This is a genomic window from Comamonas composti DSM 21721, from assembly GCF_000429845.1.
Taxonomy (GTDB): Bacteria; Pseudomonadota; Gammaproteobacteria; order Burkholderiales; family Burkholderiaceae_C; genus Comamonas; species Comamonas composti.
The window spans coordinates 1-24,339 of the sequence record NZ_AUCQ01000017.1; the positions used below are offsets into that span (position 1 = coordinate 1).

A 24,339-nucleotide genomic window follows, 5' to 3' on the forward strand; every position below is an offset into this window, starting at 1 on the left:
ACCAAGTCATCCAAGGGCAGAAGCAACAGACGACGCAACTCCACGGTAATGGCCTCTTGCATGGGCGAGAGTGTCGTATGAAGCGTGTGGGGCCTGTGTGAAAGGTCTTGGGGACTCTCACGACGCTTCCATTTACGAACCGTAGCCAGGCTGATGTTGTAGCGCTGAGCCAATTGCTCATGGGTGGCTGACGAGGCCTTGATCTCAGCCCTTGTTTTGGGGGTGGTGCGCGCCTGGGCATGTACTTGGCTCATGTGATCTGCTCCCGTTGAAAGGACTCCAGGACACTGAGCATGATCTCTTGCTTCAAAGAGTGCCCAGCTTCTACGAGGGACATGATCACATGAGATGGAACAGCTACTCCAAATTTTCCAGATCTTGCGCCCCAGTCGCCTGCATGCGACTGGGGCTTGTGCAATCGCGCCTCGCTGAGCAGGTAATGCTCAAGCAAGGGTCACCAGCTTGAAAACGGCACGTGCGGTGCAGACCTTGCCACCGCTTTGATCGAGCACATCGCCCTCGCAGAACACGGTGCGTGCGCCCTGGCGCAGAATGCGTGCCTCGATCAGCATGTCGGTGCTGGCCGATGCCAGAAAATGGGTGTTCATCTCCATGGTAATCACGCCCAATCCCAGTGGGTTGTGGGAGCGTGCCACCGCGCTGAGGGTGAAGTCGAGGGCGCTCATCAGTGCTCCCCCATGGCCATGGCCTCGGCTGTTGACCAGTTCGGCGCGAAGAGGCAGTCGCGTGCGTGCCAGACCAGGCTCCAGGCTGACGGGAAGCAGGCCTATGTGCCGCATGAAGGGCACATCTATGCCGAAGTAGCCGCATTCCAGGGCCTGAGCTTGTAGTTGGCTGGCCTCGGGGCTCATTCGATTTCGGCCACGGCCTGGCCTTCTGCGATCTGATCGCCCACGGCCACGAGCATGCGGCGGACCACGCCAGGGGTTTGAGCCTCGACGGGAATTTCCATTTTCATGGACTCCACGATGATCAAGGTATCGCCTGCGGCGAGCTGTGCGCCTTCGGCGGTTTCGACAGCGGCCACCAGGCCGGCGATGGGGCTTTCAATCATGGTCATATCGGACTCCTTCAAGATGTCTGGTTTGTCAGCACGCGTTGGACAATGCCGGTGTCTATGCGGCCTGCCACAAAGTCTGCGTGGCTGAGGATTTGTTCTATGAACGGGATGTTGGTCTTGACGCCCTTGATCTGGGTTGCGGCCAGCGCCTGGCCGAGCCGCAGGATGGCATCGGTACGATCACGGCCATGGACCACGATCTTGGCAAGCATGGGGTCGTAGAAGGGTGTCACGCTGCAGCCCTGGGCATAGCCGGTCTCCACGCGCAGGCCTGGCCCTGGATCCGGCAGCACGAATTGCTCCAGCCGCCCTGGCGAGGGGAGGAAGCGCAGCGGGTCTTCGGCATAGATGCGTGCCTGCAGTGCATGGCCGCTGGCGTGCACTGGCTGCGGCAGCACGGCCTGCATGGACTCGCCTGCGGCGAGGCGAAGCTGGGCCTCGACAATGTCAATGCCCGTGATCTCCTCGGTCACTGCATGCTCTACCTGTAGCCGGGTGTTCATTTCCAGAAAGGCAAAGCCGTGCTCGGGGGTGTAGAGCGTCTCCACCGTGCCGATCACGTCATAGCCGATGCGGGAGAGCATGTCTTGCAGCAGTTCACGCATGGCAGCCAGCTGTGCTTCTGGAATGCCGATGGGGCGGGCCTCCTCCACTATCTTCTGGTGACGGCGTTGCACCGAGCAGTCGCGCTCGAACAGTATGCGCGCCTGGCCGTGGCGGTCAGCCAGGACCTGAAACTCGATATGGCGCGGCGCCTCGATGAGCTTTTCTAGGTAGAGCTCGGGCGTGGCAAAAAACTTGCTGGCGATGCCGCTGGCCTTGGTCCAGGCGGTTTGCAGTTGCTGGGCATCATGTGCCGGGAGCATGCCTATGCCGCCGCCGCCGCCGGCGGGCTTGACCAGCACCGGATAGCCTATGCGTGCGGCGGCTTCGCAGGCCGCTGTGGCGCTGTCCAGCACTGCTGAGCTGGGTGCCTGGGGCATGCCTTGCTTGGCCATGAATTCGCGAGCCTGGGTCTTGTGGCCCAGGGTGCTGATCCAGTGCGACGAAGGTCCGATGAAGCACAGACCCTGCTGTTGCACTGCCTCGGCAAAGCCCGCGTTTTCGGCCAGAAAGCCATAGCCGGGATGCAGGGCATCAGAGCCGGTGGCATGCGCAACCTCCAGCAGCCTGGCCTGGTTCAGATAGCTGTGCTGCGCAGCCGGCGGACCTATGCATACGGACTCATCGGCCTGCTGCACATAGGGCAGGTCGGCATCGGCCTCGGAGTAGACGGCCACGGCCTGCAGTCCCATGCGCTGCAGGGTGCGAATGATGCGCGCGGCCACGGCACCTCGATTGGCAACCAGTACGCGGCGCAGGGTATGAGGTGTGCAGTTCATGAGCGCTCCTCGCAGGCCACGGCCACCACGGCATCCACGATGACCGGGGGGCGTGCGCCACGCGCCACCAGCACCGGATTGGCATCCACTGACTGCACGTGGCCGTCTTGCTCCAGCATCCAGTCGCCAAGGCGGACCATCATGTCGGCCACGGCGCTCAACTCCACTGCCGGCATGCCGCGTGCAGCGGCAAAGGCCGGGGCAATGCCCAGCCGCTGGATGGCCGCCAGTGCCTGGCTCTGGTCAAACGGAGCCAGCAAAAACTGCACATCCTTGAGCGTCTCCACCAGGACTCCGCCTTGGCCGATCATGACGACGACGCCGAATTCGGCATCGATATGCGCCCCCAGTGCGAGCTCGAAATCGGCCTTGTGCTGCGTGCACAGGAGCATGCCTCCGTCATTTGCCTCAAGGGCGCGCAGTTTGGCGGCGAAGTCATGGAAGGCCTGAAGAGCACTTTCCTGCCGGTCTATGTTCAGGCGCACCAGGCCATGCTCGGACTTGTGGGCCAGATCGGCGGAGATGCCCTTGGCCACCAGGGGCGTGCCCAGGGCTTCGAGTGCCGGCAGTACATCGGATGCGCGGGTGCAGACCTGGTGGTGCATGACGGGCAGGCCGGCTTGCTGCAGCCGCGCCAGGCTGCCTGGCTCATCCAGTGTGGTGCTGGCGGCCACGGGCGGCTGCTGCGGGCTGCTCATGGAGGCCGGTGCACATGCCTGCTCGGACAGCAAGGCCAGGCCCCGCATGGCTGCGCGCTCGCTCCAGAAGGTGGGCACGCCTTGCTCCTGGAAGGCCCGGGCCACCCATTCCTGGTTGACACTGACGGCTATCGGTATGCCGCTGTCGCGTGCAAAGCGGCTGGCCTGGGCCGCAAAGTCGGCAAAGTCATAGCCTTCCCCTCCAATGGGAAAGCCTACATGCACCAGGTCGGCGGCATTGCTGCCGCGCAAGGCTTGCAGCGTGTGGCCAAAGGTGTCCGGCTTGCCCAGCAAGGCCGTCGTCATGTCGATGGGGTTGCGTGCTGTCACATAGGGCGGCAATGCCTGCTTGAGTCCTGCCAGCGTGGCCTGATCGAATTGCTCGACGGCAAGTCCGTATTCCTCGGCGGCGTCGGCAGAGAGCACGCAGGTGGCGCCAGAGTTGCTGATGCTGACCACGCGCTGCCCGCGCGGCATGGGCTGAGACAGGAACAGCGGCGCGTAGTCAATGAGCTCGCGGAAGTCGGCCAGGCGCAGAATGCCGTGCTGGCGCAAAAAGCTGTCGGTCAGGGCATCCTCGGCCGCCAGCGCGCCGGTATGAGAGCTGGCCGTGGCCTGGCCCGCGCTGGTGCGGCCGGCTTTGACTGCCAGGATGTGGGCGCCGCGCTCGCGAGCCAGCCGGGCGGCCTGGGCCAGCTGTGCACTCTGGCTCAAGGTCTCCACGTACAGCACCACCAGGCGGACCTGTTCGTCGCCCAGCAGGGCGCAGGCGGCTTCGGCCGCGCAGACATCGGCCTCGTTGCCCGTGGAGACCATGTAGCGCACACCAAGGCCTGCGCGGCGCAGGCCGCCATAGAGGATGGCGGCTCCGGCGCCGCTTTGGCTGACGATGGCCACGGGGCCATCGGCCGGTGGGCTCTCGTTGATCATGGTCGAGAAGTTGAGGATCGCGCCCTGGGCGAAGTTGGCCACACCCTGGCAGTTCGGGCCGAACAGGCGCAGTCCGCCCCGCCGTGCGCGTGCCAGCAGTTCGCTTTGCTGGGCCCGCCCCGCATCGCCAAGCTCGGCAAATCCCGAGGAGTAGATCACGGCCATGCGGGCGCCCAGGTCTACGCATTCATCTATGGCATTCGCGACTTCCTCGCCGGGAAGGCTGATGACCACGGCGTCGGGCGCCTGTGGAAGGACGCGTAAAGATGGATAGGCGGGCAGTCCCTGGACCTCGTTGCGCTTGGGGTTGACCGGGAGGATGGCACCCGAAAAACCATGACGCAGCATGTAGTCGATGGGGCGCCCGCCCGGCTTGATGGGATTGTCCGAGGCGCCAAGGATGGCGACCGAGCGAGGATTCAAGGCTTGAAGCAAACTCATGCAGCCACCTTCAGTCCAGCGACAGCGCTTCGCGCCGTATGACCTGGCCCCAGTCCGCGACTTCCTGGGTGATGCGCTGGCCGAACTGGGCTGGCGGCAGCATCACGGGCTCGCCCTGACTGTCGAGCACGGCGCGTATGCGCTCGTCCTTGAGCATGCTCTGGCTGAGCTCATGGAGCTTGTTGACGATGGCTGGCGGTGTGCCAGCTGGAGCCAGCAGGCCGGCCCAGAATGTGGCGTTGAAATCTTTGTAGCCGGCTTCACTCATCGTGGGGACATCCGGCAGTTGCTGTATGCGCTTGGGCGCAGTCACGGCCAGTGGCAAGAGCTTGTCTGCAGCGATATGGGGCAAGGCGCTCCAGGTGTCGAACTGGGTGTCCAGCTCGCCGCTGAGCACGGCCATCTGGGCTTGGGAAGCGCCTTTGTAGGGCACATGCGTGGCCTTGATGCCTGTGCGGTTGCTCCAGGAGGCGTAGGTCAGGTGGGCAATATTGCCCGGGCCGGCAGAGCCGTAGCTGAGCTTGTCCGGGTTGCGCTTGGCAAAGCTGATGACGTCCTGGGCCGTGCGGATCTGGTTTTTCTTCGCCCACTCGGGATTGACGGTGAGGATGAAGGGCGAGTCCAGCACCATGGTGATGGGGGCGAAGTCCGATGCCCGGTAGGTGATCTTCTTGTAGAGCTGCGGGTTGAGCGTGATGCTGCTGGAGTTGGTGACCAGCAGCGTATAGCCGTCAGGCGCGGCGCGCGCCACCTCGCCCACGCCGATGGCACCGTTGGCTCCGGGCTTGTTGTCCACGACCACGGGCTGGCCTAGCTGCTTGCTCAGGTGCTCGGACAGTGCGCGGGCAATGGTGTCGGTGAACGATCCTGCAGGAAAGCCCACGACCATGCGTACGGGGCGAGTGGGCCATTGGTCGGGCTGTGCGGCCCAACCGGCCTGACCTGACAGGGCCGCACAGGCGAGAGCGGCCAGGGCAGCTCGACGCGGTACTGTAGGCAGTTGGTTGTTTGTCATCATTGTCTCCTTGTTGGTGTGGATGGGGCTCAGGGGCGCAGACCAAACCGCGGCGCGCCCGGCTCTCGCAATGGGGCGGCCAGATCGGCGAACTCGCAGAGCAGGGCGCGTGTACTGCGAGGGTCTATGACCTCGTCTATGCCAAAGGCTTCGGCTGTGCGGAAGGGGGAGGTGAGGCTGCGCACGCGCTGCTCTATTTCGGCGCGCTTTTGCTCGGGGTTGTCGGCGCCTTCGATCTCGGCCTTGTAGGCCACTTCCAGCCCGCCCTCGATGGGCAGAGAGCCCCAGTTGGCCGAAGGCCAGGCGTAGCGGAAGTTAAAGCGCCCCATATGCTGGTGGCCGGCAGCAGCCACGCCATAGGCACGGCGTACGATGATGCTGCACCAGGGCACGGTGGCCTGGTAGACGGCGGCCAGGGCGCGTACACCGTAGCGCATGATGCCGGCCTTTTCGGCCTCCACGCCGATCTGAAAGCCTGCGATGTCCACAAGGTTCACCACGGGCAGGTGGAAGGTCTGTGCGAGATCCACAAAGCGCGTGAACTTCTCGGCCGATGGGCCATCCCAGCCCCCGCCGTAGAAGTACGGGTCGCTGGCCACAACGGCCACGGGCCAGCCGTTGATGCGTGCCAGGCCCGTGACGATGGCCCGGCCCCACTGGCGGCCCATTTCCATGAACGAGCCCTGGTCCACCAGACATTCGACAATGGGCCGGATCTTGTAGACCTTGCGGCCGTCGCGTGGAATCGCCGACAGCAGCCACTCGTCGCGGCGCTGCGGGTCGTCGCTGACCTCGGCGCGCGCCGGCAGCTCGTACACCGAGGAGGGCAGGTAGGAGAGAAAGCGGCGCACGCGCTCGAAAGCTTCTTCTTCGCTGGCCACCTCGTCGTCGACCACGCCGTTGCGTGCATGGATCTGGCTGCCGCCCAGCTCGTTCTTGGTCACATGCTGGCCAAGGCGAGCCACCACCGGCGGGCCGGCATTGAACAGCTGGGCCGTGTCCTTGATCATGACCGAGTAGTGGCTGGAGGCCACGCGCGCAGCCCCCATGCCGGCGACCGAGCCCAGGGCCAGCGAGACCACGGGCACGGTGGAGAGGTTTTGCACCACCTGGCCCCAGACCTTCATGGTCGGGATGCTGGTATAGCCCTTGGTCTCTATGTTGCGCACCGAGCCGCCGCCGCCTGTGCCATCCACGAGGCGCACCATGGGCAGGCGCAGGTCATGCGCCATTTTTTCGGCAAAGATCAGCTTCTCGCCCACGGCGCCATCATTCGCGCCACCGCGTACCGTGAAGTCATCGCCAACCACAACCACGGAGCGCCCACCCATGCGTGCACGGCCCATGATCAGGTTGGATGGGGTGAACTCCACGAGCCGGCCCATGGCGTCGTAATGACCAGATCCGCTCAGGGAGCCTACTTCCGTGAAGGACTGGGCATCCGTGCAGGCCGTGATGCGCTCGCGCACCGTGAGCTTGCCGGCGGCCTTGTGGCGTGCGACCTTGTCCTCTCCACCCAGCTTTTGCGCCAGAGCCTGGCGATAGGCGATCTCATCTACTTCGGGTTGCCAACTCATGTTCAAGTCTCCTTTGTGCAAATAGATGCACAAGGTGTGCCAATCTGCAACCAATTGATTTGAAATGATTATTTTTGGTGGTTCGATATGCGTGTCCTTGGTGGAGACGGCGTCGGGCTTGAAAAGTGTCCATGTCCTTCCTGGGGACATGAAGGAGACATGCCATAGGCTGTGATCTGGGTCGGCGCTGCTAGAGTGCGGGCTCTGCGTGTTCTTCCCCGAGTCCTCTATGCCGGTTTTCAGTGCTTTTGACCATCGCTTTGGCGTATTTGTCTGGCGTCGCGATGCCCGTGTCCCGGTCGTGCTGCTGGGGCTGGCCCAGGATCCGTTGTTGCGCGCAGCCGTCGACAAGGCGCGTCTCGCACAGGAGGATGGGGCTTTGGGCGCGGGCAGGCTGCTGCATGTTGAAGTGCCGGGCGTGCGTGGTGCCGTGTCGCGCTATGTGGCGATCGAGCTTGCCGATGCGGAGAGCACGCTGGTCCTGGTGCGCCCGGCGGATGAGGCTGCGGCCCTGCTTGATCTGGCTGCGACCGTGCCTTTTGCATTTGCCATACTCAACATGTTCCTGACCCACCCCTACCAGGCGATTACGGTGGCAGACCATGAAGGCCGCATGCGCTACATCAGCCCGGTGCATGAGAAATTCTTTGGCCTGGAGCCCGGGGCTGCGATAGGCCGGCGCGCCGAGGAGGTGATCCCCAACTCCCGGCTGCCGCATGTGGCTCGCAGCGGCAAGGCCGAGATCGGGGATCTGCAGCAAGTCAGTCCGCAGGCAACCCGGGTTGTGAATCGCATCCCGATTTTTGAGGGCGGCATGGTGGTGGGGGCCGTCGGGCAGGTCAGCTTCAGCGGGGTTGAGGCGCTCAATCGCATGCAGCAGCGCCTGCAGCAGTTGCGCGACGAGGTGCAGCACTACCGGCGTGAGCTCAGCCAGCTCAGGGACAGTGCGGGCAGCTTGGCGCTGGTGGGCAGCAGTGCTCCCATGCAGCGCCTGGCACGCGAGATCGATGCCGTGGCCAGGCTGGATGTGCCCGTGCTCATTCTTGGCGAGAGTGGCAGCGGCAAGGAGCTGGTGGCCCAGGCCCTGCATGCGCGTGGGCGAGACCCCGGCGCTCCCATGGTGTGCCTCAATCTCGCGGCACTGCCTGCAACCCTGATCGAGGCGGAGCTGTTCGGCTATGAGGCCGGGGCTTTTACCGGAGGGCGAAAGCAAGGTCAGCCGGGCAAGCTCGAACAGGCCGAGGGCGGCACCTTGTTTCTTGACGAGGTGGCCGACATTCCCATGGAAGTCCAAGTCAAGCTGCTGCGTGTGCTGGAAGACCGGCAGGTGCAAAGACTGGGTGCTCGATCGGGGCGGCACGTGGATTTTCGCGTGGTCGCCGCCACTCACCGCGATTTGCGTGCCCTCATAGACAGCGGGCGCTTTCGGCTGGATTTGTTCTACCGGCTCAGCGGTGTCGTGCTGCAGGTGCCGGCCTTGCGCCAGCATCTGGAGGACATTCCTGCCCTGGTACAGCGCTTCGTGCAGTCGTTCTGCGAGCGCAATCAACTGCCTCTGCCGCGTATCGCGCCGGGCGTCATGGCCTATCTGGCCCAGAACAGCTGGCCCGGCAATGTGCGCCAGCTGCGCCAGCGCATCGAGGAGGCCTTGGTGTTTTGCGATGGCAAAACACTGGCCGTGGAGAATTTTGCTCGTTACCAGGATCCGCTGGGGCTGGTCGCCGCTGGGTCTGAACAGCTTGCGCCCATGGCAGCGACTGCCCCGGTGGCGGCTCCACTCAAGGTGGTGGAGCGCCAGGCCATACTCGCCGCCATAGAGCGCTGCAGCGGCAACAAAAAACAGGCCGCGCAAGCGCTGGGAATTTCTCGTTCCTATCTGTACAAGGTGCTCGCCAGGTCTTGAGCGTGGGGGCACGCCGCTCGGGCATGCGTCAGCCGTTCTGGATGAGGGTGCAGGAACTGCATCGGGCAGGTCATGCGAAAGGCCGTGGCTTTAGCTCTGGCCTGTGAACGTGCTCCTGGATCGGGCCCAGGGCCTGGCTTGCGGATGGGCTGGCCTAGAATCGCGCCATGCCGCTTCGCTCTCCCCATGTCATGCAGACCTGCTCCCGCTGGGTGTTGTATGTCTGGCTGTGGCTGGTCGGGCTGAGCGCTCTGTCGCCTCTGGCCTCTGCGAGTGCCGTGCAGTGGGAGCGTGTCTGCAGTGCCTCGGGTGCGCCGCAATGGATTGCGAGCCCTGGCTCTCAGGAGCCGGTCCCTGCGGGCATCCATGGTCTGGACTGTGCCTTGTGCTTGCCGGCCATGGCTCCCGGGCCGCATGCCATGGCGCACGTGGTGGTATCTCTGGAGCCCGGCGCGTGGCAGGCCGTGCGGTATGCCCAGCCCGATTCCGGCGCGAGTCTGGCGCTGCCTCCCGTGCGCGCACCGCCGCAGTAACTTTTCGGTTTCACCTTTTCTTTTGACCGGCAGTCGCAAGCTGCTGTTTCCTCGTTTGAATTGAAGAATGCCAAGGCGGTGGTCGCCCTGGAAGAAATAACTGGAGTTACTGTGATGACATTGCGCCAATGGACAAGCTCTTTTCTGATCGCTGCCTCCATGGGGCTGAGCCTGGCTCAGGCCCATGCGGGCCCGGCCCATGTCAAGGCCGAGAATGGCTGGGTCAGGGCCAGCGTGCCTGGCCAGCAGGCCACAGGGGCGTTTGTGCGCCTCACGGCCGAGGAGTCGCTGCGCCTGGTGGGCGTGGAATCGCCCGTGGCCGGCGTGGCCGAAGTGCATGAGATGAAGATGGAAGGCGACGTGATGCGCATGCGTGCCATCGAAGGCCTGGACCTTCCCAAGGGGCAGGCCGTGGAGCTCAAGCCCGGTGGCTACCATCTGATGCTGCAGCAATTGAAGAGCCCCGTCCTCAAGGACAGCAAGGTGCCTTTGACCCTGGTGTTCAAGGATGCCAAGGGCGAGACCTCGCGGCTGAGCCTGGAGTTGCCTGCACGTGCCATGGCGCCTGCAGGCGGGCATGGAGGGCATGCCGGTCATTCGCATTGATGCCGGCTGCACAGGGTTTGTGACAGGCAGGCCTTGATGGCCGTGGGGCCGGCCTGGGTTAAGCTGATGGCGTGGCCTGTCCGGAAAGGACGGCCACGCCATTTTTATTGGCCCGTTCATCCGTTTTTGTGAGAGCAGCCCATGAGTCAAGCTTTTGGTTTCGGCAACTTCATTCCCGGCTTTGATTTTCTGCAAGGTCTGGCCCAGGCCGCAGGTGCGGCCAAGCCCAGCAGCGCCATCCCCCAATGGGTTGCCCCCACGGTCAGCATAGAAGAAGTGGACAAGCGCATTGCCGAATTGAAGGCCGTGCAGTTCTGGCTGGAGCAAAACAGCAAGGCCCTGGCCGCCACCATCCAGGCGCTGGAGGTGCAGCGCATGACGCTGTCCACCCTCAAGGGCATGAATGTGAGCCTGGGCGAGCTGGCCCAGTCCTTTCAGTTCCCCGGAGCTGCGCCGGCCAGCGGGGCTGGGGTCAAGCCCGGCTGGCCCATGCAGGATGCCAGGGAAGACAAGGCCCAGGGCCGGGCCGCGCCAGCTCAGGCCTCCGAGGCAGGAGAAGACAGGGCAGCCCCCCAGGCTGAAGCCCGCAGTGAAGGCTCGGCCCAGGCCACGGCAGCAGCAGCCGAAGCCCAGGCTGCGGCCATGGGACAGGCCGTGCAATGGTGGGGCGCCTTGACCCAGCAGTTCCAGCAAATTGCAGCCAAGGCCATGGCAGAGCCACTGGCGCCTGAGGCCTTGGCCGCTGCCCAGCGTGCCACAGGCGCGGCTGGAGACCTGGCCAAGAGTGCGGTGGAGCGCATGTCGGCCCAGGCCCAGCAGCAAGGCAAGGCCTTTGCAGAGCAGCTCAAGTCTGCTGCAGCCAAGACCGATAAAGGAGCAGGCGCGGCCTCTGGCTCGAATGCCAGGCCGGCGCCGAAGGCTGCAGCGAGTCTAGGTGCTGCGACCAAACCCGCCGCCCGCAAGGCTGCAAGCAAGAAGGCGGCAGCCAAACCGGCTGCACGCAGTGCCCCCAGGGCGAAATGAGGACTGAGTCCGGGCCTTGCTGTACCTGATGGCTGTACCAGCCTCACGAGCCAGGCCAACAGATGAAGGGAATGGGCATGCTACTGTTTCCCGTAGGTCATGCCAGTCACGATGATTGGCGTTGTGCTGCCGACGAAGTGCTGCAGCAGCTTGTGGCCCAGATGGCCGAGCCCGGATATGCCAAGCGTTCGCGCCTGGGCCTCATGTATTTTTCCCGTGATCACGAGCGCCATGCCCAGCAGTTGCTGCAGTATCTGGCCCTGCATCTTCCCCAGGTCGCGGATTGGGTGGGCTGCTCGGCCTCGGGTGTGTTGGCCATGGGGCATGAATATCTGGGTGGCCCGGCGCTGGCCGTGATGCTGCTCGACATTCCTGCTGCGCATTACCGCTTGTACAGTGGCCTGGCTCCGCTGGCGCTGAGCGGAGGAGAGGCTGGCTTTAGCGCCCACTCGGCCCTGGTGCATGCGGCAGGCGGCCAGCCCGAGCTGGCCGAGCTGCTTCACGAACTGTCCGAACGCACCGAGTCCGGCCTGCTGTTTGGCGGGGCCTGCGATGCGGGTCCGGGTCGGCAGGCGCTGCAGATCGCCTGCCGCAATGAAGACCTGCCGTCCTTGCGCGCAGGCGCGCAGGTGGGTGTGTTCAGCGGAGGCTTCTCCGGTCTTGCCTTCTCGGAAGAGGCGGCCTGCATGACCGGCATGGCCCAGGGCTGCGTGCCTCTGGCCGCCGGGCTGGAGATCACCGAGTCGCGCGGCTCCTTGGTGACCGGCCTGGATGGGGTGCCGGCGCTGGAGAGGCTGCTGCAACTCCTGGGCGTGGAACTCGACGGTGGAGACTGGCAGCCTGCGCTAAGCACGGTGCGCTCCACCCTGGCCGCGATTGCTCCGCCGGGCAGGGGCGTGGAGCGGGGCCTGCTGACGGGCGAAGCCCAGGTGCTGACCCTGGTCGGGCTGGATCCCTTGCGCCAGGGGCTGGCCTTTTCATCGGCCGTCGAGGCTGGGCACTCGGTGATCTTCTGCCGCCGCCAGGCTCAGGCTGCGCGCCATGAGCTCATGCAACTGGGGGCGGCCCTGCGCGATGCCAGCGACCAGGAGGATCAGCCTCAGCAACCGGTGTCGCAGCGCATACGTGGTGCCATCTATGTGAGCTGCGGCGGTCGCGCAGGCCTGTTCGGGCAGGCCGGCTCCGAACTCGGCACCCTGTCCCATGCCCTGGGCCGGGTGCCTCTGATCGGTTTTGTGGCCAACTCCCAGATCATGGATGCACGCATGCACCGCCTGGCGGGCGTGCTCACGGTATTCATGGAGTAATTGGCCTGTAGCCCTTGTGTGGATTGCGCTACCAGCTATGTTTTTGATAGTTTTTGGCGAATTCAACGACGGTGGTGATGGCCGGGTCCATGGTCGCGGTGTCCATTTTTTCCGCCATGCTTGTACCGGCCGGGATGCTTAGGCCGGTGGTGCTGCCGGCCTGGCTCCCAGTAGCCTGCGGCCCAGCGCCATTGGTTGCCATGCCGGGACCAGGCGGGCTGGCGATAGATTTGGCCGTGGCGTGTGCGCATCCAGTGGCCTGCGACCCAGACATGCTGGCGGCCTTTGGGTTGCCAGTAGCCAGGCGCCCAGATATAGCCGGGGCGGGCTGCCGGGATGACCTCGTGGCGCGGGGGCGGCGGGGCCCCCAGCTGTATCGTGACATTCACCTGGGCCTGGGCGGCTGTGGCCGATGCCGCCAGCAGAAAGCAGGCGAGCAGCGTGCGGACTGGGCTCATGGGAACTCCTTTCGATTGTTGGAAACAGCGCTCATGGCGACCGATCATGGCCAGACAAGGTCAAAGCGGCGTAGACCTTGAGCGAAGTCCTGCAATCTTGTGTATGGGTTTCATGAAGCGCTGTTGCCAGATGTGCTGCGAGTCCGGGCTCAGAACGTAAACACGTTCTCAGTGCCGTATCGACGCCTTGAGCAGCAATTCGGTAATGTCCGAAGGCTCTGCAGCCTCGGCATCCGCCGTGTCTGCCGCTGCAGGTGAGGGAGCAGCGGCTGGCACAGCATCACCTTTCCAGTGCTTTTGCGCGGGCTGGCCCGAGCCCTCGGCGTTCTTCATGAGGCCGTGCAAAAGCAGGGCGTAGAACTCGGCAAAAGCCTCTTCCAGTGTCAGCCCCGTGCGTGCCAGAAAGCGGGTGCGGCGTATGCGCAAGGCGCCTCCCATGAGGATCTCCGCCACCAGCTCCGCATGCCTGGGGTTGAACATCCCCTGTGCCACGCCTTGCTCCACAAGCCTGGCCAGGCCCTGCCCGCGTTTGGCCTGATAGGAGTCGAACAGACGTCGTCCCTGGCGTGTGGCATCCAGATCCCGCAGGAACGGGACGCCGAGCTGGGCCGAGGCCCGTACGCCGATGTCCAGATAACGTCTGATGGCCGGGACGATGTCGCCACCGGCGGCTTCCACAGCCTTGCTCTCCTCCAGCAGCAATCCCAGATAACGCTTGGCCATCAAGAGAAAAAGCTCTTCCTTGGTTTCGGCAATCGCGTAGAGCCTGCTGCGTGAACAGCGCAGCCGCTTGGCAAGCTCGGCCACGGTGAGGTCGGCAATTCCTTCCAGGCGCAACAGGTCGAACAACTCCTGAAAAAAAACATCTTGGCTGCGACGCGTGCTCATAGGTGGATTCCCTGGATTGGTACCAAATCATTTGACTTGGTACTTTTTATTGTCTTCAATAGTACTGAATTTGTTCGAATGGTACCAATATGAGTGAGAACACGAAGACCTGCCCCGCTCAGGGGAATCCCTCCAAGCCCGGTCCTCAGAGGCCAGCGAGAAGCCTGGAAGAGCACTTTGGCGCCATCGTGCTCATGGCCCTGGTGCTGATCACCCTGGTCAATGTGCTCGTGCGCTATTTCAGCGATCAGTCCTTTGCCTGGACCGAGGAGATCTCGGTGTTCCTGCTGGTGGTGCTGACGCTGGCCGGATCGGCGGTTGCCGCTGCGCGCGACGACCACATCCGCATAGGCTTTTTCTACGAGCGCGTGGGCCCGCTCATGCGCAAGCGCCTGGTCTGGCTGACGACGCTGGCGACGGTGGCCATGTTCATGCTCCTGGCGCTGCTGATGCTGCGCACCGGCTGGCAGGAATATGTGTTCGAGGAAACGACGAGTGGTCTTGGCGTTCCCCGCTGGTGGTATACGGTCTGGCTGCCACCGTTGGCGGCGCTGATTGCCTTACGCTCCTGGCGTGCACGGCGTGTGCATGCCGCAAGTGCAGCGCCCGTCGAGGCCTCGCAGGAGTCGGGCGTATGACCGGGGGCCTGTTGATCCTGGGCTTTGTGCTGCTCATGCTGGCCGGTGTGCCCATCGGCGTGGCCATGGGCGTCAGTGGCACGCTGGTGGTGGTCGCCACGGGCATGGACATGCCCTGGTTCGGGCTGTTCACCGTGCAGCAGAACTTTGACGCCGGCATTGGAAAGTATCCGCTGCTGGCCCTGCCCATGTTTGTGCTCGTGGGTTCGGCCTTTGACCGCTCGGGTGTGGCCCAGCGCATGGTGGACTTTGCAACGGCCGTGCTCGGGCGCGGGCCGGGCATGCTGCCCATCGTGGTGATTCTGGTGGCCATGGTGCTGGGCGGCATCTCGGGCTCGGGTGCGGCCCTGGCTGCGGCGATCGGCAGTGTGATGGTCGGTGCCATGACCCAGGCCGGCTACCCGCGCGCGTTCTCGGCCTCGGTCATAGGCTCGGCCACGGCGACCGACATCCTGATCCCGCCCTCGCTGGCCTTTGTGATCTACAGCATTCTGGTGCCGGGTGTGTCCTTGCCCGAGTTGTTTGCTGCGGGCATGGTGCCTGGCGTGCTTGCCGGCCTGGCCCTCATCGTGCCCGCATGGTGGATTTCGCGTCGCCAGGGCTTTGGCCAGGCCGAGCGCCAGATGCCACGCCCGCCGTTCTGGCGCAGCCTGCGCGAAGCCAGCTGGGGCCTGGTCACTCCGGTGCTGATTCTGGGCGGCATGCGTGCAGGCTGGTTCACGCCTACCGAGGCCGCCGTGGTGGCTGCCGTCTATGTGTTGGGCATAGGCCTGTTCATTCACCGCACCATAGGCTGGCGCGATCTCTACGAGATCTTTGCCGATGCCGCCGTCGTGTCATCCGTAATCCTGGTGATCCTGGGCCTGGCAGGCGTGTTTGCCTATTGCATACAGACGCTGGGCATTGTCGATCCGCTGGTTCACTGGTTTGCGCAAAGCGGCTGGAGCAGTCTGCTGACTCTGGTGGTCGTGCTGGTGGTGCTCAAGCTCGTAGGCATGTTTCTCGACGGGGTTTCGGTCTTCATGGTGTTCCTGCCCCTGCTGGTGCCGTTGATCCAGTTGTTCGGCTGGGACCCGGTCTGGTTTGGCGTGCTGCTCACCATGGTCATTGCGCTGGGCCAGTTCACGCCGCCTCTGGCCGTGAATCTGCTCGTGGCTTGCCGCATCTCGGATGTATCCGTGGAAAAGACTCTGCCCTGGATAGGCTGGTTCTTTCTGAGCTTTGCGCTGGCCATTGCGGCCGTCGTGGCCTGGCCCGCGCTGGCGCTGTGGCTGCCCAGGTCCCTGGGTTACTGAGGCTGTGGCCTGCCCGATCTTCATCACAACAAAAGGAGACTTTTCATGATTCAACGCCGCCAATTGCTGCGCGCGGGAGCTGCCGCCGCAGCCATGCCCCTGCCCATGCTGGCCTTGTCGCAGCCCAAGTACCGCGCCGAGTACCGGCTGTCCCTGGTCGTGGGGCCGGGCACGAACTGGTATTACGCAGCCGAGCGCTTTGCGACGCTGACGCGCGAGAAGACTCAGGGGCGCATCAACTTCAAGCTCTACCCGGCCTCATCCCTGGTACAGGGGCAGCAGGACAGAGAGCTCACGGCCCTGCGTCAGGGCGTCATCGACGTACTGGTCGGGACAACCGTGAACTGGTCGGGCACGGTCAGGGACTTCGGGGTGTTCAGCCTGCCGGGCCTGCTCTCCAGCGACAAGGCCGTGGATGCCGTGCTGGCCTCCGAGGCCTTGAGCAAGGACTTCTATGAGCTGGTGCGCCGCGCCGGCATGGAGCCCCTGGCCAGCGGCGAGTACGGTGCCATTCAGCTCATCAATGCCAAGCGCCGCCTGGCTTCGCCGGCCGATCTCAAGGGCCTCAAGATGCGCGTGGTGGCCACGCCCATGCAGCAGCAGATCATGAGTGCCATGCATGCCAATCCCACGACGATGACTTTTGCCGATGCCCAGCCGGCCCTGGCTTCTGGCGCCATCGATGGTCTGACGCTGACGTTGGAGCAGTTCGTGGCCTACAAGCTCCAGAGCCTGGGGCAAAAGTATGTGACCTACTGGAACCAGTCGAATGAGCTGATTCACTTTTTCGTGGCCAATCCGATCTGGAAAACCTGGAGCGCCGAGGATCAGCAACTGGTGCGCGAGGCTGCGCAGCAGGCGGGGCGGGAGCTCACCCGAAGAGTGCGTGAGACCGTCGTCAGCAACGAGCAGCTTGTCACCCAGCAAGGCGTGGACATCTACAAGCCCAATGCCCAGCAGCAGGCCCAGTGGAGCGAGGCCACGCGCGAGGTCTATCAACGCTGGAAGCAGCAGACCAATGCAGCTTTGGCAAGCAAGCTGGAACAGGCCGTGGCCAAGGCCGGTTGAATTTTTGGAGACTCGGAAATGAATGAAGTGATTGTTGCCGGCGTCGGCATGACGCCTTTTCGCAAGCCCGGAGACCATGCTCCCTACACGCAGATGGCGGCCCAGGCGGTCCGGGCCGCGCTCACCGATGCGGGCATGGCCTATGAGCTGGTGCAGGAGGCGTTTGCGGGCTATGTCTATGGAGACTCGACCTGCGGGCAGGCTGCACTCTACGAGGTCGGCATGAGCGGCATCCCCGTGGTCAATGTCAACAACAACTGCTCCACGGGATCGACGGCGCTGTACCTGGCGCGCCGGGCCATTGCCTTGGGTGCGGCGGATTGCGTGCTGGCTCTGGGTTTCGAGCAGATGGCACCGGGTGCCTTGGGCTCGCACTGGATGGATCGTCCCTCGCCGCTGGCGAAGTTCGATGCCACGACCACGGCCCTGGCCGGAGACAGCGATCTGCCCATGGCAATCCGCTATTTCGCGGGAGCAGGGGCCGAGCACATGCAGCGCTACGGCACGCCGCTGGAGACTTTTGCCAAGGTGCGGGCCAAGGCCAGCCGGCATGCGGCGCGCAATCCCCTGGCCCTGTTTCGCAAGGAGGTCAGTGCCGAGGAGGTGCTGGCGAGCCCGGTCATTGCCGAGGGCGTGATGACGCGCCTCATGGCCTGTCCGCCGACCTGTGGCGCAGCGGCAGCCCTCCTGGTCAGCCCGGCTTTTGCCAAGCGCCATGGAATCGACTCCCGTGTGCGAGTGCTGGCCCAGTCCATGACGACGGACAGGCCTTCGAGCTTCGAGTCCGGCTCGATGATGAGTCTCGTGGGGCTGGACATGTCGCGCGAGGCCGCCCAGGCCGTGTACCGGGAGGCCGGTATTGGTCCAGAGGATGTGGATGTGTGCGAGCTCCATGACTGCTTTGCGCAAAACGAACTCATCAGCTACGAGGCCCTGGGTTTTTGCGAGCCCGGAGGCGCGCAGCGCTTTGTGGATGCCGGCGACAACACCTACGGCGGAGCCGTGGTCATCAACCCCTCGGGCGGCCTGCTGTCCAAGGGGCACCCCCTGGGCGCAACGGGGCTGGCGCAATGCTATGAGCTGGTGCAGCAGTTGCGCGGCCATGCCGATCTGCGCCAGGTGCAGGGCGCCAGGCTGGCGTTGCAGCACAACATCGGCATCGGCGGTGCGGCCGTGGTCACCCTGTATGGCCTGCATGACTGAGGAGTGCATATGAACCACGCCCACGCCTTGGACCGGGGCCTGGCACTTGGCCCGCACATGCCCTGCCTGCAGCAGGGATCGCAATCCTGGAGCTATGCCGATGTCCATCAACACAGCAATCGCCTGGCGCGCAAATTGCGCATGCAGGGGCTGGGGCCGGGCCGCAAGGCCTCGGTGCTCAGCCGCAACCATGCCGAGGCTTTCATCTGCGTGTTCGGCATCGCACGTGCGGGGCTGGCCTGGGTGCCCGCCAACCCCAGGCTCAACGAGGAGGACAACGCCTATCTGCTGGAGTACATGGATTGCGAGCTGCTGATCTTTCACAGCGAACTGCAGGACATGGTCAGAGGGCTGCAGGCGCGACTGCCCGCTCTGAGGCATTGGATATGTCTGGACCGAGAGCTGCCGGGCTTTCCCTCGCTGGAGTCATGGCTGGAGGGTGTGGATGACGCCCCGCTGGACGCGTATTACGAGCCCGAGGCCGTAACCATCATTGCGCCCACGGGCGGCACCACGGGGCGCTCCAAAGGCGTACAGCTCACGCAGCGCAATGTCGGCGCCTTCATGGCTGCCCATCTGGTCAGTCTGCACTACCCGCACAGCCAGAGGCCGGTGAATCTTGCGGCTGCGCCGCTCACCCATGCTGCGGGATTCACGGCCCTGCCCACGATCGCCAGAGGGGGCAGGGTCGTGGTTCTCGAGTCCCCGGACCCGGTGTCGGTGCTGGATGCCATCGAGCAGCAGGGTGTCACCGAGCTGTTCCTGCCGCCAACGGTGATCTACCGCCTGCTGAGCACGCCGGGCGTGCGCGGCCGCGACTACAGCAGCTTGCGCTATTTCATCTATGCGGCCGCGCCCATGGCGGTGGAAAAGCTCAAGGAGGCCATTCAGGTCTTCGGTCCCTGCATGACCCAGGTGTTCGGCCAGGCCGAGGCTCCGATGATGTGCACCTATCTGGCGCCCGACGAGCATATGTGTGATGGGGCGCTGGCTGACGACGAGCTCTTGTCCAGCTGTGGCCACCCCACGCCCATGGTGCAGGTGCGTATCCTGGACGAAGACCATAGGGTGCTGGGCACAGGCGAGCGCGGCGAGATCTGTGTGCGCGGCGACCTCGTCACGCCGGGCTACTACAAACAGCCCGAGGCCACGGCCGCCACCATCGTCGACGGCTGGCTGCACACCGGTGATGTGGGCTATGTCGACAGCCAGGGCCGGGTGCATATCTGCGACCGCAAAAAGGACATGATCATCTCGGGCGGCTTCAACATCTATCCCCAGGAGATCGAGCAGGTGCTGTGGTCCCATCCCAGCGTCGAGGACTGCGCGGTGATTGGCGTCCCCGATGAGGACTGGGGCGAGGCCGTCAAGGCCGTGGTCGAGCTCAAGCCCGGAGCCAGCGCGACAGAGCAAGAGCTGGTGGCCCTGTGCAAGTCCAGGCTGGGCTCGCTCAAATCACCGAAGTCGCTGGACTTCGTGGCCACGCTGCCGCGCAGCCCCAACGGCAAGGTGCTCAAGCGGGACTTGCGCGACATGTACTGGAAGAACATGGCGCGCAGGATTTAGATCGTAAACACGCTCTTAGAGCGTGTTTACGATCTCTACACAGGTGCGTTGGAGCGCAATCGGGATGAGTTTGAGTCGATGGGCCGCAGCTTGCACCGGGGTGCAAGCAAGGGCCAGTGCGAAGAAATCGCCCGATTTCGCTCCAACCCTTCGGGACAGTGCCTTTGCGGGCGGTCTACAGCGTTGCGAATCCTCGCAATAGCACAGCTATTGCTGCGGTGTCGCGCCTCGTATCCCATCCCGCAAAGACACTGGCGCGGCACCGAGGAGATCGTAAACACGTTCTTAGACCCACTAACACAAGCCTTGATACGTCGTTGCTTCGCCTTGTCGTACTTTGGTACTGCCTGTGGCTTCGCGCCTCGTCTCAACGCTGCTGGGTTGTGCTAGCCGCTCTTGGCACGCCTCAGACGCCTGCGCGGCGCAGGGCCGTGAACGGTGCGAACTCCCAGCTGCGCATGCCCATGACCAGGGTATAGCCTTCGAGCGCCTCGGGCGCCAGGCGCTGGTCCTGCAGGTGCTGCTGGGAGAAATCATGGGCCAGGCGCTGTAGGCGCTCCCAGAAGCTGGGCCCCAGGTGGCGCGCGATGGAGCCATGGACCATGAGCATGCCTTCGCCGGGCTGGTCGAAGCTGCCGCCAAAGTAGTCGAGCACGGCATGCTCGCGAAAATACTCCATCACCGGGCCGCGCGGGTGCCAGCGAAAGGTCTTGGCCAGGCGCAGGCGGTAGCGGTTGGCGGGGCGCAGTTCGATGATGCCGATGCGGTCGAGCTGGGCCAGGTAGGCAATGCCTTCGGTCTCGGTGATCCTGTAGGTGGCCACGATCTGTTCGAGTGTCCAGAGGCTGAGCACGCAGATTGCCATGAGCAGCAGCTTGCGATCGGCGACCACGGCGCTTTCCTGCTCGCGCGTCATCTGCTGCAGCAAGGGCTGGTTGTCGGCCACGTGGCGAGCGAGGTCGGCAAAGTCCAGATGCAGGACCCGGCAGATGGCGTCTATGCGCGACAAAGGCATGTCGCCCTTGGCCAGCATGCGCTTGACGCTGGACTCGGCCATGCCCAGGCTGCGGGCCAGGTCGGCATAGGTCATTTGGGCGGATTTGAGCTCTTTCTTCAGAGCCAGGACAAGATCGGCAGTGGTACTCATGAGTAGCGATTATCGATACCTGGGGTGCCTGGCTGCGCGGCCGGTATAAATAATCGATGACCTTTGCAGGGAGGCGCCACAAACTGCGCGCAAATTGCACAAGGAGTTGTCCATGTTTTATGCCCTTTGGGAGCCCGCCAAAGCCTGGCGCATTCTGCTGAGCAGTGCCGCCATGCTGGTTGTTGCGGCCCTGTTGCTTCCACCCCTGGCCCAGCCTGCCCACTATCACGATTTTGCAGATCAGCGTGCCTGGGGCTGGTTGCCGCACGCGCTCGATGTTCTCAGCAATCTGGGTTTTGCACTGGCCGCACTTGCGGGCTTGCATGTGCTGGGCCGCAGCGGGGTGACGCAGAGCGCGGTGGTACGCGGTCTGGCCGGCGTGTTCTTTTGGGGGCTGGTCTGTTCTGCTCTTTGTTCGGCTCTCTACCATTGGTCGCCCGATGACGCAAGACTGATGGCCGACCGCCTGGGGATGAGCATTGCCTTTGCGGCCATGCTGGGGCTGGCCGTGCAATCGCGCATCGGCGATGCTCCGGCCTGGGGCACAGCCGCCGGCATGTTGATTGCCGCCGTGCTGGCTGTGCTGTACTGGAAGGCCTCGGGCAATCTGCTGCCCTGGGTGCTGGTGCAGGGTGGCGGCATGCTGGCTGTGCTGGGGCTGGCGCTGTTGAGGCGCCGTGCCCAGGGACTTGCGCTGAACCTCGGGGCGGTCATTGCCTGGTATGCATTGGCCAAGCTGTTCGAGTGGGGCGATGCTGCGGTATTCGATCTCACCAGCGGCCTGGTCTCCGGCCACAGCCTCAAGCATTTGCTGGCTGCCATGGCCGCCTGGCCCGTGCTTGCAGCCCTGAACGCCTCCCGGATCCGGGGCTGCTGCATCGCAGCGCAATAATCAGTGCTTTGATTCGCGCCTTGACCCGCTTTGAGGACACAGGCATCTTCCTCGCCGAAAAAATCAAGATGAACCAAGACCATCGTGCTGCTGCGCCGAGCCAGGCCGGTGCTGCCGATCAGCCGCATCCCAACCAGTTTGCGCTGCTGACGCAAAGGCGCTTCGCCCCTTTCTTCTGGACCCAGTTTGCGGGCGCAGCCAACGACAACCTGTTCAAGTTTGCGCTCACCGTGATGGTGACCTATCAGCTCAGCGTTTCCTGGCTGCCGGCGTCCATGGCCGGCCTGGTCATCGGGGCGCTGTTCATTCTTCCGTTTCTGCTGTTCTCGGCAACCTCGGGCCAGCTCACGGACAAATGGGACAAGCAGCGCATGTTCCGCCTCGTCAAGAACCTGGAGACCGGCATCATGCTGCTGGCTGCCTGGGGCTTCTGGCAAGGCCAGGTTCTATTGCTGCTGGCCTGCGTGTTCTTCATGGGCCTGCACTCCACCCTGTTCGGCCCCGTGAAGTTTGCCTACTTGCCCCAGGTGCTCGATGAGCGCGAGCTCACAGGCGGCAATGGCATGGTGGAGATGGGCACTTTCGTCGCCATCTTGCTCGGCAACATGGCTGGCGGCCTGCTGGTGGCCGTGCCCGAGGTCGGGCATTTGCAGGTGGCACTGGCCTGCGTGGCCCTGGCTCTGGTGGGGCGTGCCTGTGCCCAGCTCATTCCCCATGCACCGGCCACCGATCCCGACCTGGTCATCAACTGGAACCCTTTGACCGAGACCTGGCGTAACCTCCAGCTGGCGCGCCAGCAGCCCGTGGTGTTCCGCTCCCTGCTGGGCATTAGCTGGATGTGGTTTTTCGGCGCTGTCTTTCTGTCCCAGTTTCCCAGCTTTGCCAAGGACGTACTGCATGGCAACGAGCATGTGGCTTCGCTCTTGCTTGCGGTGTTTTCCGTAGGCATTGGCACAGGCTCGCTGCTGTGCGAGATGCTGAGCCGCCGCCAGGTCGAGATCGGCCTGGTGCCTTTGGGCGCCATAGGCATGAGCCTGTTTTCCATAGACCTGTTCTTTGCCGTGCGCCACCTGCCGGCGTCCGGACTCATGGATGTGGCAGCCTTCGTGGCCAGGCCTGCGCATTGGCGCGTCATGGCCGATCTGGCCTTGCTTGCCCTGTCTGCAGGTATTTACAGCGTGCCCATGTATGCGCTGATCCAGATGCGCAGCCAGCCCACGCACCGTGCGCGCATCATCGCCGCCAACAATATCCTGAACGCCTTGTTCATGATTGCCTCCAGTGTGCTGGCCGGTGCCCTGCTGGCAGTGGGCTGCAGCATTGCCCAGGTGTTTCTGTTCACGGGGATTGCGAATGCCGTGGTCGCTCTCTATGTCTTCCTGCTGGTGCCCGAATACCTGCTGCGCTTCGTGGCCTGGGTAGTCACGCATTTCATCTATCGCTTCAAGGTGCGCGGTGCTGTCCATATTCCGGCCGAAGGTCCGGCCCTGCTGGTCTGCAATCATGTGAGCTTCGTGGATGCGCTGCTGCTCATGGCGGCCAGCCCCAGGCCGATTCACTTCATCATGGATCACCGCATTTTCCAGACGCCCGTGCTCGGTGCCCTGTTCCGACTGGCCAAGGCCATTCCCATCGCCCCGCAAAAAGAAGATCCGGCCACATATGAAGAGGCATTCAGACAGGCCAGCCAGGTGCTGCGTGAAGGCGATCTGCTGGCCATCTTCCCCGAGGGCGGAATTACGCGCGACGGGCAGTTGCAGGCCTTCAAGCCGGGGTTTGTGAAAATCCTCGACCAGGCCCGAGCCGATGGGCTGGAGGTGCCAGTGGTGCCCATGGCGTTGACCAATCTCTGGGGCTCTTATTTCAGCCGCATAGAGCAGCGCGGCGGAAAGCCCGTGGCCATGGTCAGGCCCTGGCGGCGCGGCTGGCTCAATCGCGTGGGGCTCAATGTGGGGCCCGTGCTCACGGCATCCCGGGCAGAGCCTGAGCATTTGCGGGACCAGGTGGCAGGCTTGCTCAAGGCCGGGTGAAGCGGCTGTCGTGTGCTGGAACTGTGGTGTGAAAAGTATCGTTTTTCAATGCTTTTTGTGCTGCGGCCCACTACCTTGACGATTGTTGTGCCTTGGGTTCGAGGCTTGTCGGCATGATGGCGCCGTCTTCAACAACGGCTCTGATGCCAAGATTTTTATGCGATCTTCCTCCTCCGCCATCATCCAGCGCGACAGCCGTGCATGGCAGCTTCAGGTCTGGGTTTCCTTTGGTCTGGCGGCTGCCCTTTGCGCCATCGGGCTGGCCTGGCTTCCGGGAGCGCAGATGGAGCGCATCTTCATGGTGATGGGGTATGTGTTCTGTCTCTCGGCGGCCTTCATGCTGTCCAAGTTCGTGCGCGACAACGAAAGCACGGCCGGGGATACGCCTTTGTGGGGGGTGGTGGTCTGGGGCGGGTTTGCCGTGGCCATGGGCTTGACGGGCTGGGGCCTGTTCGGCATGGAGGTCAGCCCGCCCTACAAGGCTTTTCTGGGCGTGAGCTGGCTTTATCTGATCACCACGGCCTTTACCCTGGCCAAGATGCTGCGTGACCGCCATGAGGCCGATCTGCAGGATGCACGTGTGGCAGGGCGCCGCGAGGTCTTGCATGCTGAGCCGGGGCAACAGGCCGGCGAGCACAAGGCCTAATCCAGAGTCTGT

The 24,339-nt window shown here is 63.8% G+C and carries 22 protein-coding genes and 2 pseudogenes; 14 read left to right on the forward strand and 10 right to left on the reverse strand.

Annotation, left to right across the window (positions count from 1 at the left end; translation table 11 throughout):
• The 7 genes and pseudogenes from G486_RS22160 to G486_RS0111695 form a co-directional block, all read right to left on the reverse strand.
• Positions 1–254, reverse strand: a pseudogene (locus G486_RS22160) (IS481 family transposase); the annotation flags it as partial.
• A 189-nt stretch (positions 255–443) separates the two neighbouring features.
• Entirely contained in the window at positions 444–872 is a 429-nt protein-coding gene (locus tag G486_RS0111670) for a PaaI family thioesterase (RefSeq protein ID WP_027015698.1), read from the reverse strand.
• Positions 869–1,081: an acetyl-CoA carboxylase biotin carboxyl carrier protein subunit gene (locus G486_RS0111675; RefSeq protein WP_027015699.1), complete on the reverse strand. Its 213-nt coding sequence runs from the start codon at positions 1,079–1,081 to the stop codon at positions 869–871. Before G486_RS0111675 ends, G486_RS0111670 begins: the two co-directional genes overlap by 4 nt.
• Before the next feature lie 11 nt (positions 1,082–1,092).
• The gene (locus tag G486_RS0111680; protein ID WP_027015700.1) at positions 1,093–2,463 is read right to left on the reverse strand and encodes an acetyl-CoA carboxylase biotin carboxylase subunit; all 1,371 of its coding nucleotides are present in this window, start codon (positions 2,461–2,463) and stop codon (positions 1,093–1,095) included.
• Positions 2,460–4,532 (reverse strand): acetate--CoA ligase family protein, encoded by a 2,073-nt coding sequence (locus G486_RS0111685; RefSeq protein ID WP_027015701.1) that lies wholly within the window; start codon positions 4,530–4,532, stop codon positions 2,460–2,462. The genes G486_RS0111680 and G486_RS0111685 overlap by 4 nt, the downstream gene beginning before the upstream one ends.
• Positions 4,533–4,542: 10 nt before the next feature.
• Complete coding sequence (locus tag G486_RS0111690) at positions 4,543–5,547, reverse strand: tripartite tricarboxylate transporter substrate binding protein (RefSeq protein WP_034387455.1); 1,005 nt, start codon at positions 5,545–5,547, stop codon at positions 4,543–4,545.
• Between the two features lie 29 nt (positions 5,548–5,576).
• The gene (locus G486_RS0111695) at positions 5,577–7,124 is read right to left on the reverse strand and encodes an acyl-CoA carboxylase subunit beta (RefSeq protein WP_027015703.1); all 1,548 of its coding nucleotides are present in this window, start codon (positions 7,122–7,124) and stop codon (positions 5,577–5,579) included.
• A 229-nt stretch (positions 7,125–7,353) separates the two neighbouring features.
• Between G486_RS0111695 and G486_RS0111700 the strand changes: the two genes are divergently transcribed.
• The 5 genes from G486_RS0111700 (at position 7,354) to G486_RS0111720 (ending at position 12,496) form a co-directional block, all read left to right on the forward strand.
• On the forward strand, positions 7,354–9,027 hold the full coding sequence (locus tag G486_RS0111700; protein WP_027015704.1) for a sigma-54 interaction domain-containing protein: 1,674 nt from the start codon (positions 7,354–7,356) through the stop codon (positions 9,025–9,027).
• A 167-nt stretch (positions 9,028–9,194) separates the two neighbouring features.
• Positions 9,195–9,560, forward strand: a complete 366-nt coding sequence (locus G486_RS23135; RefSeq protein WP_156920011.1) for a hypothetical protein — start codon at positions 9,195–9,197, stop codon at positions 9,558–9,560.
• Between the two features lie 114 nt (positions 9,561–9,674).
• A complete protein-coding gene (locus G486_RS0111710; RefSeq protein WP_027015705.1) occupies positions 9,675–10,166 on the forward strand; it encodes a copper chaperone PCu(A)C in 492 nt (163 codons plus the stop codon).
• Between the two features lie 141 nt (positions 10,167–10,307).
• Entirely contained in the window at positions 10,308–11,189 is an 882-nt protein-coding gene (locus G486_RS0111715; protein WP_027015706.1) for a PhaM family polyhydroxyalkanoate granule multifunctional regulatory protein, read from the forward strand.
• A 77-nt stretch (positions 11,190–11,266) separates the two neighbouring features.
• Complete coding sequence (locus G486_RS0111720; RefSeq protein WP_027015707.1) at positions 11,267–12,496, forward strand: FIST signal transduction protein; 1,230 nt, start codon at positions 11,267–11,269, stop codon at positions 12,494–12,496.
• Between the two features lie 62 nt (positions 12,497–12,558).
• Here G486_RS0111720 and G486_RS0111725 read toward each other — a convergent pair whose 3' ends face one another.
• Positions 12,559–12,954: a YXWGXW repeat-containing protein gene (locus G486_RS0111725; protein WP_034387458.1), complete on the reverse strand. Its 396-nt coding sequence runs from the start codon at positions 12,952–12,954 to the stop codon at positions 12,559–12,561.
• A gap of 168 nt (positions 12,955–13,122) precedes the next feature.
• Complete coding sequence (locus G486_RS22170; protein WP_051303451.1) at positions 13,123–13,842, reverse strand: TetR/AcrR family transcriptional regulator; 720 nt, start codon at positions 13,840–13,842, stop codon at positions 13,123–13,125.
• Positions 13,843–13,931: 89 nt separating this feature from the next.
• Between G486_RS22170 and G486_RS22175 the strand changes: the two genes are divergently transcribed.
• Genes G486_RS22175 through G486_RS0111755 form a run of 5 tightly spaced genes read left to right on the forward strand, consistent with a single transcriptional unit; the run spans position 13,932 to position 19,612 of the window.
• Positions 13,932–14,480: a TRAP transporter small permease gene (locus G486_RS22175; protein WP_084455231.1), complete on the forward strand. Its 549-nt coding sequence runs from the start codon at positions 13,932–13,934 to the stop codon at positions 14,478–14,480.
• The gene (locus G486_RS0111740) at positions 14,477–15,775 is read left to right on the forward strand and encodes a TRAP transporter large permease (RefSeq protein ID WP_027015709.1); all 1,299 of its coding nucleotides are present in this window, start codon (positions 14,477–14,479) and stop codon (positions 15,773–15,775) included. Before G486_RS22175 ends, G486_RS0111740 begins: the two co-directional genes overlap by 4 nt.
• Positions 15,776–15,820: 45 nt before the next feature.
• Positions 15,821–16,843: a TRAP transporter substrate-binding protein DctP gene (gene dctP / locus G486_RS0111745; RefSeq protein ID WP_027015710.1), complete on the forward strand. Its 1,023-nt coding sequence runs from the start codon at positions 15,821–15,823 to the stop codon at positions 16,841–16,843.
• Between the two features lie 18 nt (positions 16,844–16,861).
• Positions 16,862–18,046 (forward strand): lipid-transfer protein, encoded by a 1,185-nt coding sequence (locus G486_RS0111750; RefSeq protein ID WP_027015711.1) that lies wholly within the window; start codon positions 16,862–16,864, stop codon positions 18,044–18,046.
• Between the two features lie 9 nt (positions 18,047–18,055).
• Positions 18,056–19,612, forward strand: a complete 1,557-nt coding sequence (locus G486_RS0111755; protein WP_034387461.1) for an AMP-binding protein — start codon at positions 18,056–18,058, stop codon at positions 19,610–19,612.
• A gap of 406 nt (positions 19,613–20,018) precedes the next feature.
• Here G486_RS0111755 and G486_RS0111760 read toward each other — a convergent pair whose 3' ends face one another.
• The gene (locus G486_RS0111760; protein WP_027015713.1) at positions 20,019–20,759 is read right to left on the reverse strand and encodes a helix-turn-helix domain-containing protein; all 741 of its coding nucleotides are present in this window, start codon (positions 20,757–20,759) and stop codon (positions 20,019–20,021) included.
• 112 nt (positions 20,760–20,871) lie between these two features.
• On the opposite strand from G486_RS0111760, the gene G486_RS0111765 reads away from it, so the two are divergent.
• From G486_RS0111765 to G486_RS0111775, 4 genes and pseudogenes are all read left to right on the forward strand, one after another.
• Positions 20,872–21,651: a hypothetical protein gene (locus G486_RS0111765; RefSeq protein WP_051303455.1), complete on the forward strand. Its 780-nt coding sequence runs from the start codon at positions 20,872–20,874 to the stop codon at positions 21,649–21,651.
• Positions 21,652–21,719: 68 nt separating this feature from the next.
• Positions 21,720–22,700 (forward strand): annotated as a pseudogene (locus G486_RS24790) (MFS transporter); the annotation flags it as partial.
• Between the two features lie 219 nt (positions 22,701–22,919).
• Positions 22,920–23,681 (forward strand): 1-acyl-sn-glycerol-3-phosphate acyltransferase, encoded by a 762-nt coding sequence (locus G486_RS24795; protein ID WP_407059796.1) that lies wholly within the window; start codon positions 22,920–22,922, stop codon positions 23,679–23,681.
• Between the two features lie 157 nt (positions 23,682–23,838).
• Positions 23,839–24,327: a YiaA/YiaB family inner membrane protein gene (locus G486_RS0111775; RefSeq protein WP_027015716.1), complete on the forward strand. Its 489-nt coding sequence runs from the start codon at positions 23,839–23,841 to the stop codon at positions 24,325–24,327.
• Positions 24,328–24,339: the final 12 nt, after the last annotated feature.

What these genes read in the sequence shown, in the direction of transcription:
- G486_RS0111670 (WP_027015698.1), bottom strand. Translation starts at nt 872, where the DNA reads ATGAGCCCCGAGGCCAGCCAACTACAAGCTCAGGCCCTGGAATGCGGC.
- G486_RS0111675 (WP_027015699.1), bottom strand. Translation starts at nt 1,081, where the DNA reads ATGACCATGATTGAAAGCCCCATCGCCGGCCTGGTGGCCGCTGTCGAA.
- G486_RS0111680 (WP_027015700.1), bottom strand. Translation starts at nt 2,463, where the DNA reads ATGAACTGCACACCTCATACCCTGCGCCGCGTACTGGTTGCCAATCGA.
- G486_RS0111685 (WP_027015701.1), bottom strand. Translation starts at nt 4,532, where the DNA reads ATGAGTTTGCTTCAAGCCTTGAATCCTCGCTCGGTCGCCATCCTTGGC.
- G486_RS0111690 (WP_034387455.1), bottom strand. Translation starts at nt 5,547, where the DNA reads ATGACAAACAACCAACTGCCTACAGTACCGCGTCGAGCTGCCCTGGCC.
- G486_RS0111695 (WP_027015703.1), bottom strand. Translation starts at nt 7,124, where the DNA reads ATGAGTTGGCAACCCGAAGTAGATGAGATCGCCTATCGCCAGGCTCTG.
- G486_RS0111700 (WP_027015704.1), top strand. Translation starts at nt 7,354, where the DNA reads ATGCCGGTTTTCAGTGCTTTTGACCATCGCTTTGGCGTATTTGTCTGG.
- G486_RS23135 (WP_156920011.1), top strand. Translation starts at nt 9,195, where the DNA reads ATGCCGCTTCGCTCTCCCCATGTCATGCAGACCTGCTCCCGCTGGGTG.
- G486_RS0111710 (WP_027015705.1), top strand. Translation starts at nt 9,675, where the DNA reads ATGACATTGCGCCAATGGACAAGCTCTTTTCTGATCGCTGCCTCCATG.
- G486_RS0111715 (WP_027015706.1), top strand. Translation starts at nt 10,308, where the DNA reads ATGAGTCAAGCTTTTGGTTTCGGCAACTTCATTCCCGGCTTTGATTTT.
- G486_RS0111720 (WP_027015707.1), top strand. Translation starts at nt 11,267, where the DNA reads ATGCTACTGTTTCCCGTAGGTCATGCCAGTCACGATGATTGGCGTTGT.
- G486_RS0111725 (WP_034387458.1), bottom strand. Translation starts at nt 12,954, where the DNA reads ATGAGCCCAGTCCGCACGCTGCTCGCCTGCTTTCTGCTGGCGGCATCG.
- G486_RS22170 (WP_051303451.1), bottom strand. Translation starts at nt 13,842, where the DNA reads ATGAGCACGCGTCGCAGCCAAGATGTTTTTTTTCAGGAGTTGTTCGAC.
- G486_RS22175 (WP_084455231.1), top strand. Translation starts at nt 13,932, where the DNA reads ATGAGTGAGAACACGAAGACCTGCCCCGCTCAGGGGAATCCCTCCAAG.
- G486_RS0111740 (WP_027015709.1), top strand. Translation starts at nt 14,477, where the DNA reads ATGACCGGGGGCCTGTTGATCCTGGGCTTTGTGCTGCTCATGCTGGCC.
- dctP (WP_027015710.1), top strand. Translation starts at nt 15,821, where the DNA reads ATGATTCAACGCCGCCAATTGCTGCGCGCGGGAGCTGCCGCCGCAGCC.
- G486_RS0111750 (WP_027015711.1), top strand. Translation starts at nt 16,862, where the DNA reads ATGAATGAAGTGATTGTTGCCGGCGTCGGCATGACGCCTTTTCGCAAG.
- G486_RS0111755 (WP_034387461.1), top strand. Translation starts at nt 18,056, where the DNA reads ATGAACCACGCCCACGCCTTGGACCGGGGCCTGGCACTTGGCCCGCAC.
- G486_RS0111760 (WP_027015713.1), bottom strand. Translation starts at nt 20,759, where the DNA reads ATGAGTACCACTGCCGATCTTGTCCTGGCTCTGAAGAAAGAGCTCAAA.
- G486_RS0111765 (WP_051303455.1), top strand. Translation starts at nt 20,872, where the DNA reads ATGTTTTATGCCCTTTGGGAGCCCGCCAAAGCCTGGCGCATTCTGCTG.
- G486_RS24795 (WP_407059796.1), top strand. Translation starts at nt 22,920, where the DNA reads ATGATTGCCTCCAGTGTGCTGGCCGGTGCCCTGCTGGCAGTGGGCTGC.
- G486_RS0111775 (WP_027015716.1), top strand. Translation starts at nt 23,839, where the DNA reads ATGCGATCTTCCTCCTCCGCCATCATCCAGCGCGACAGCCGTGCATGG.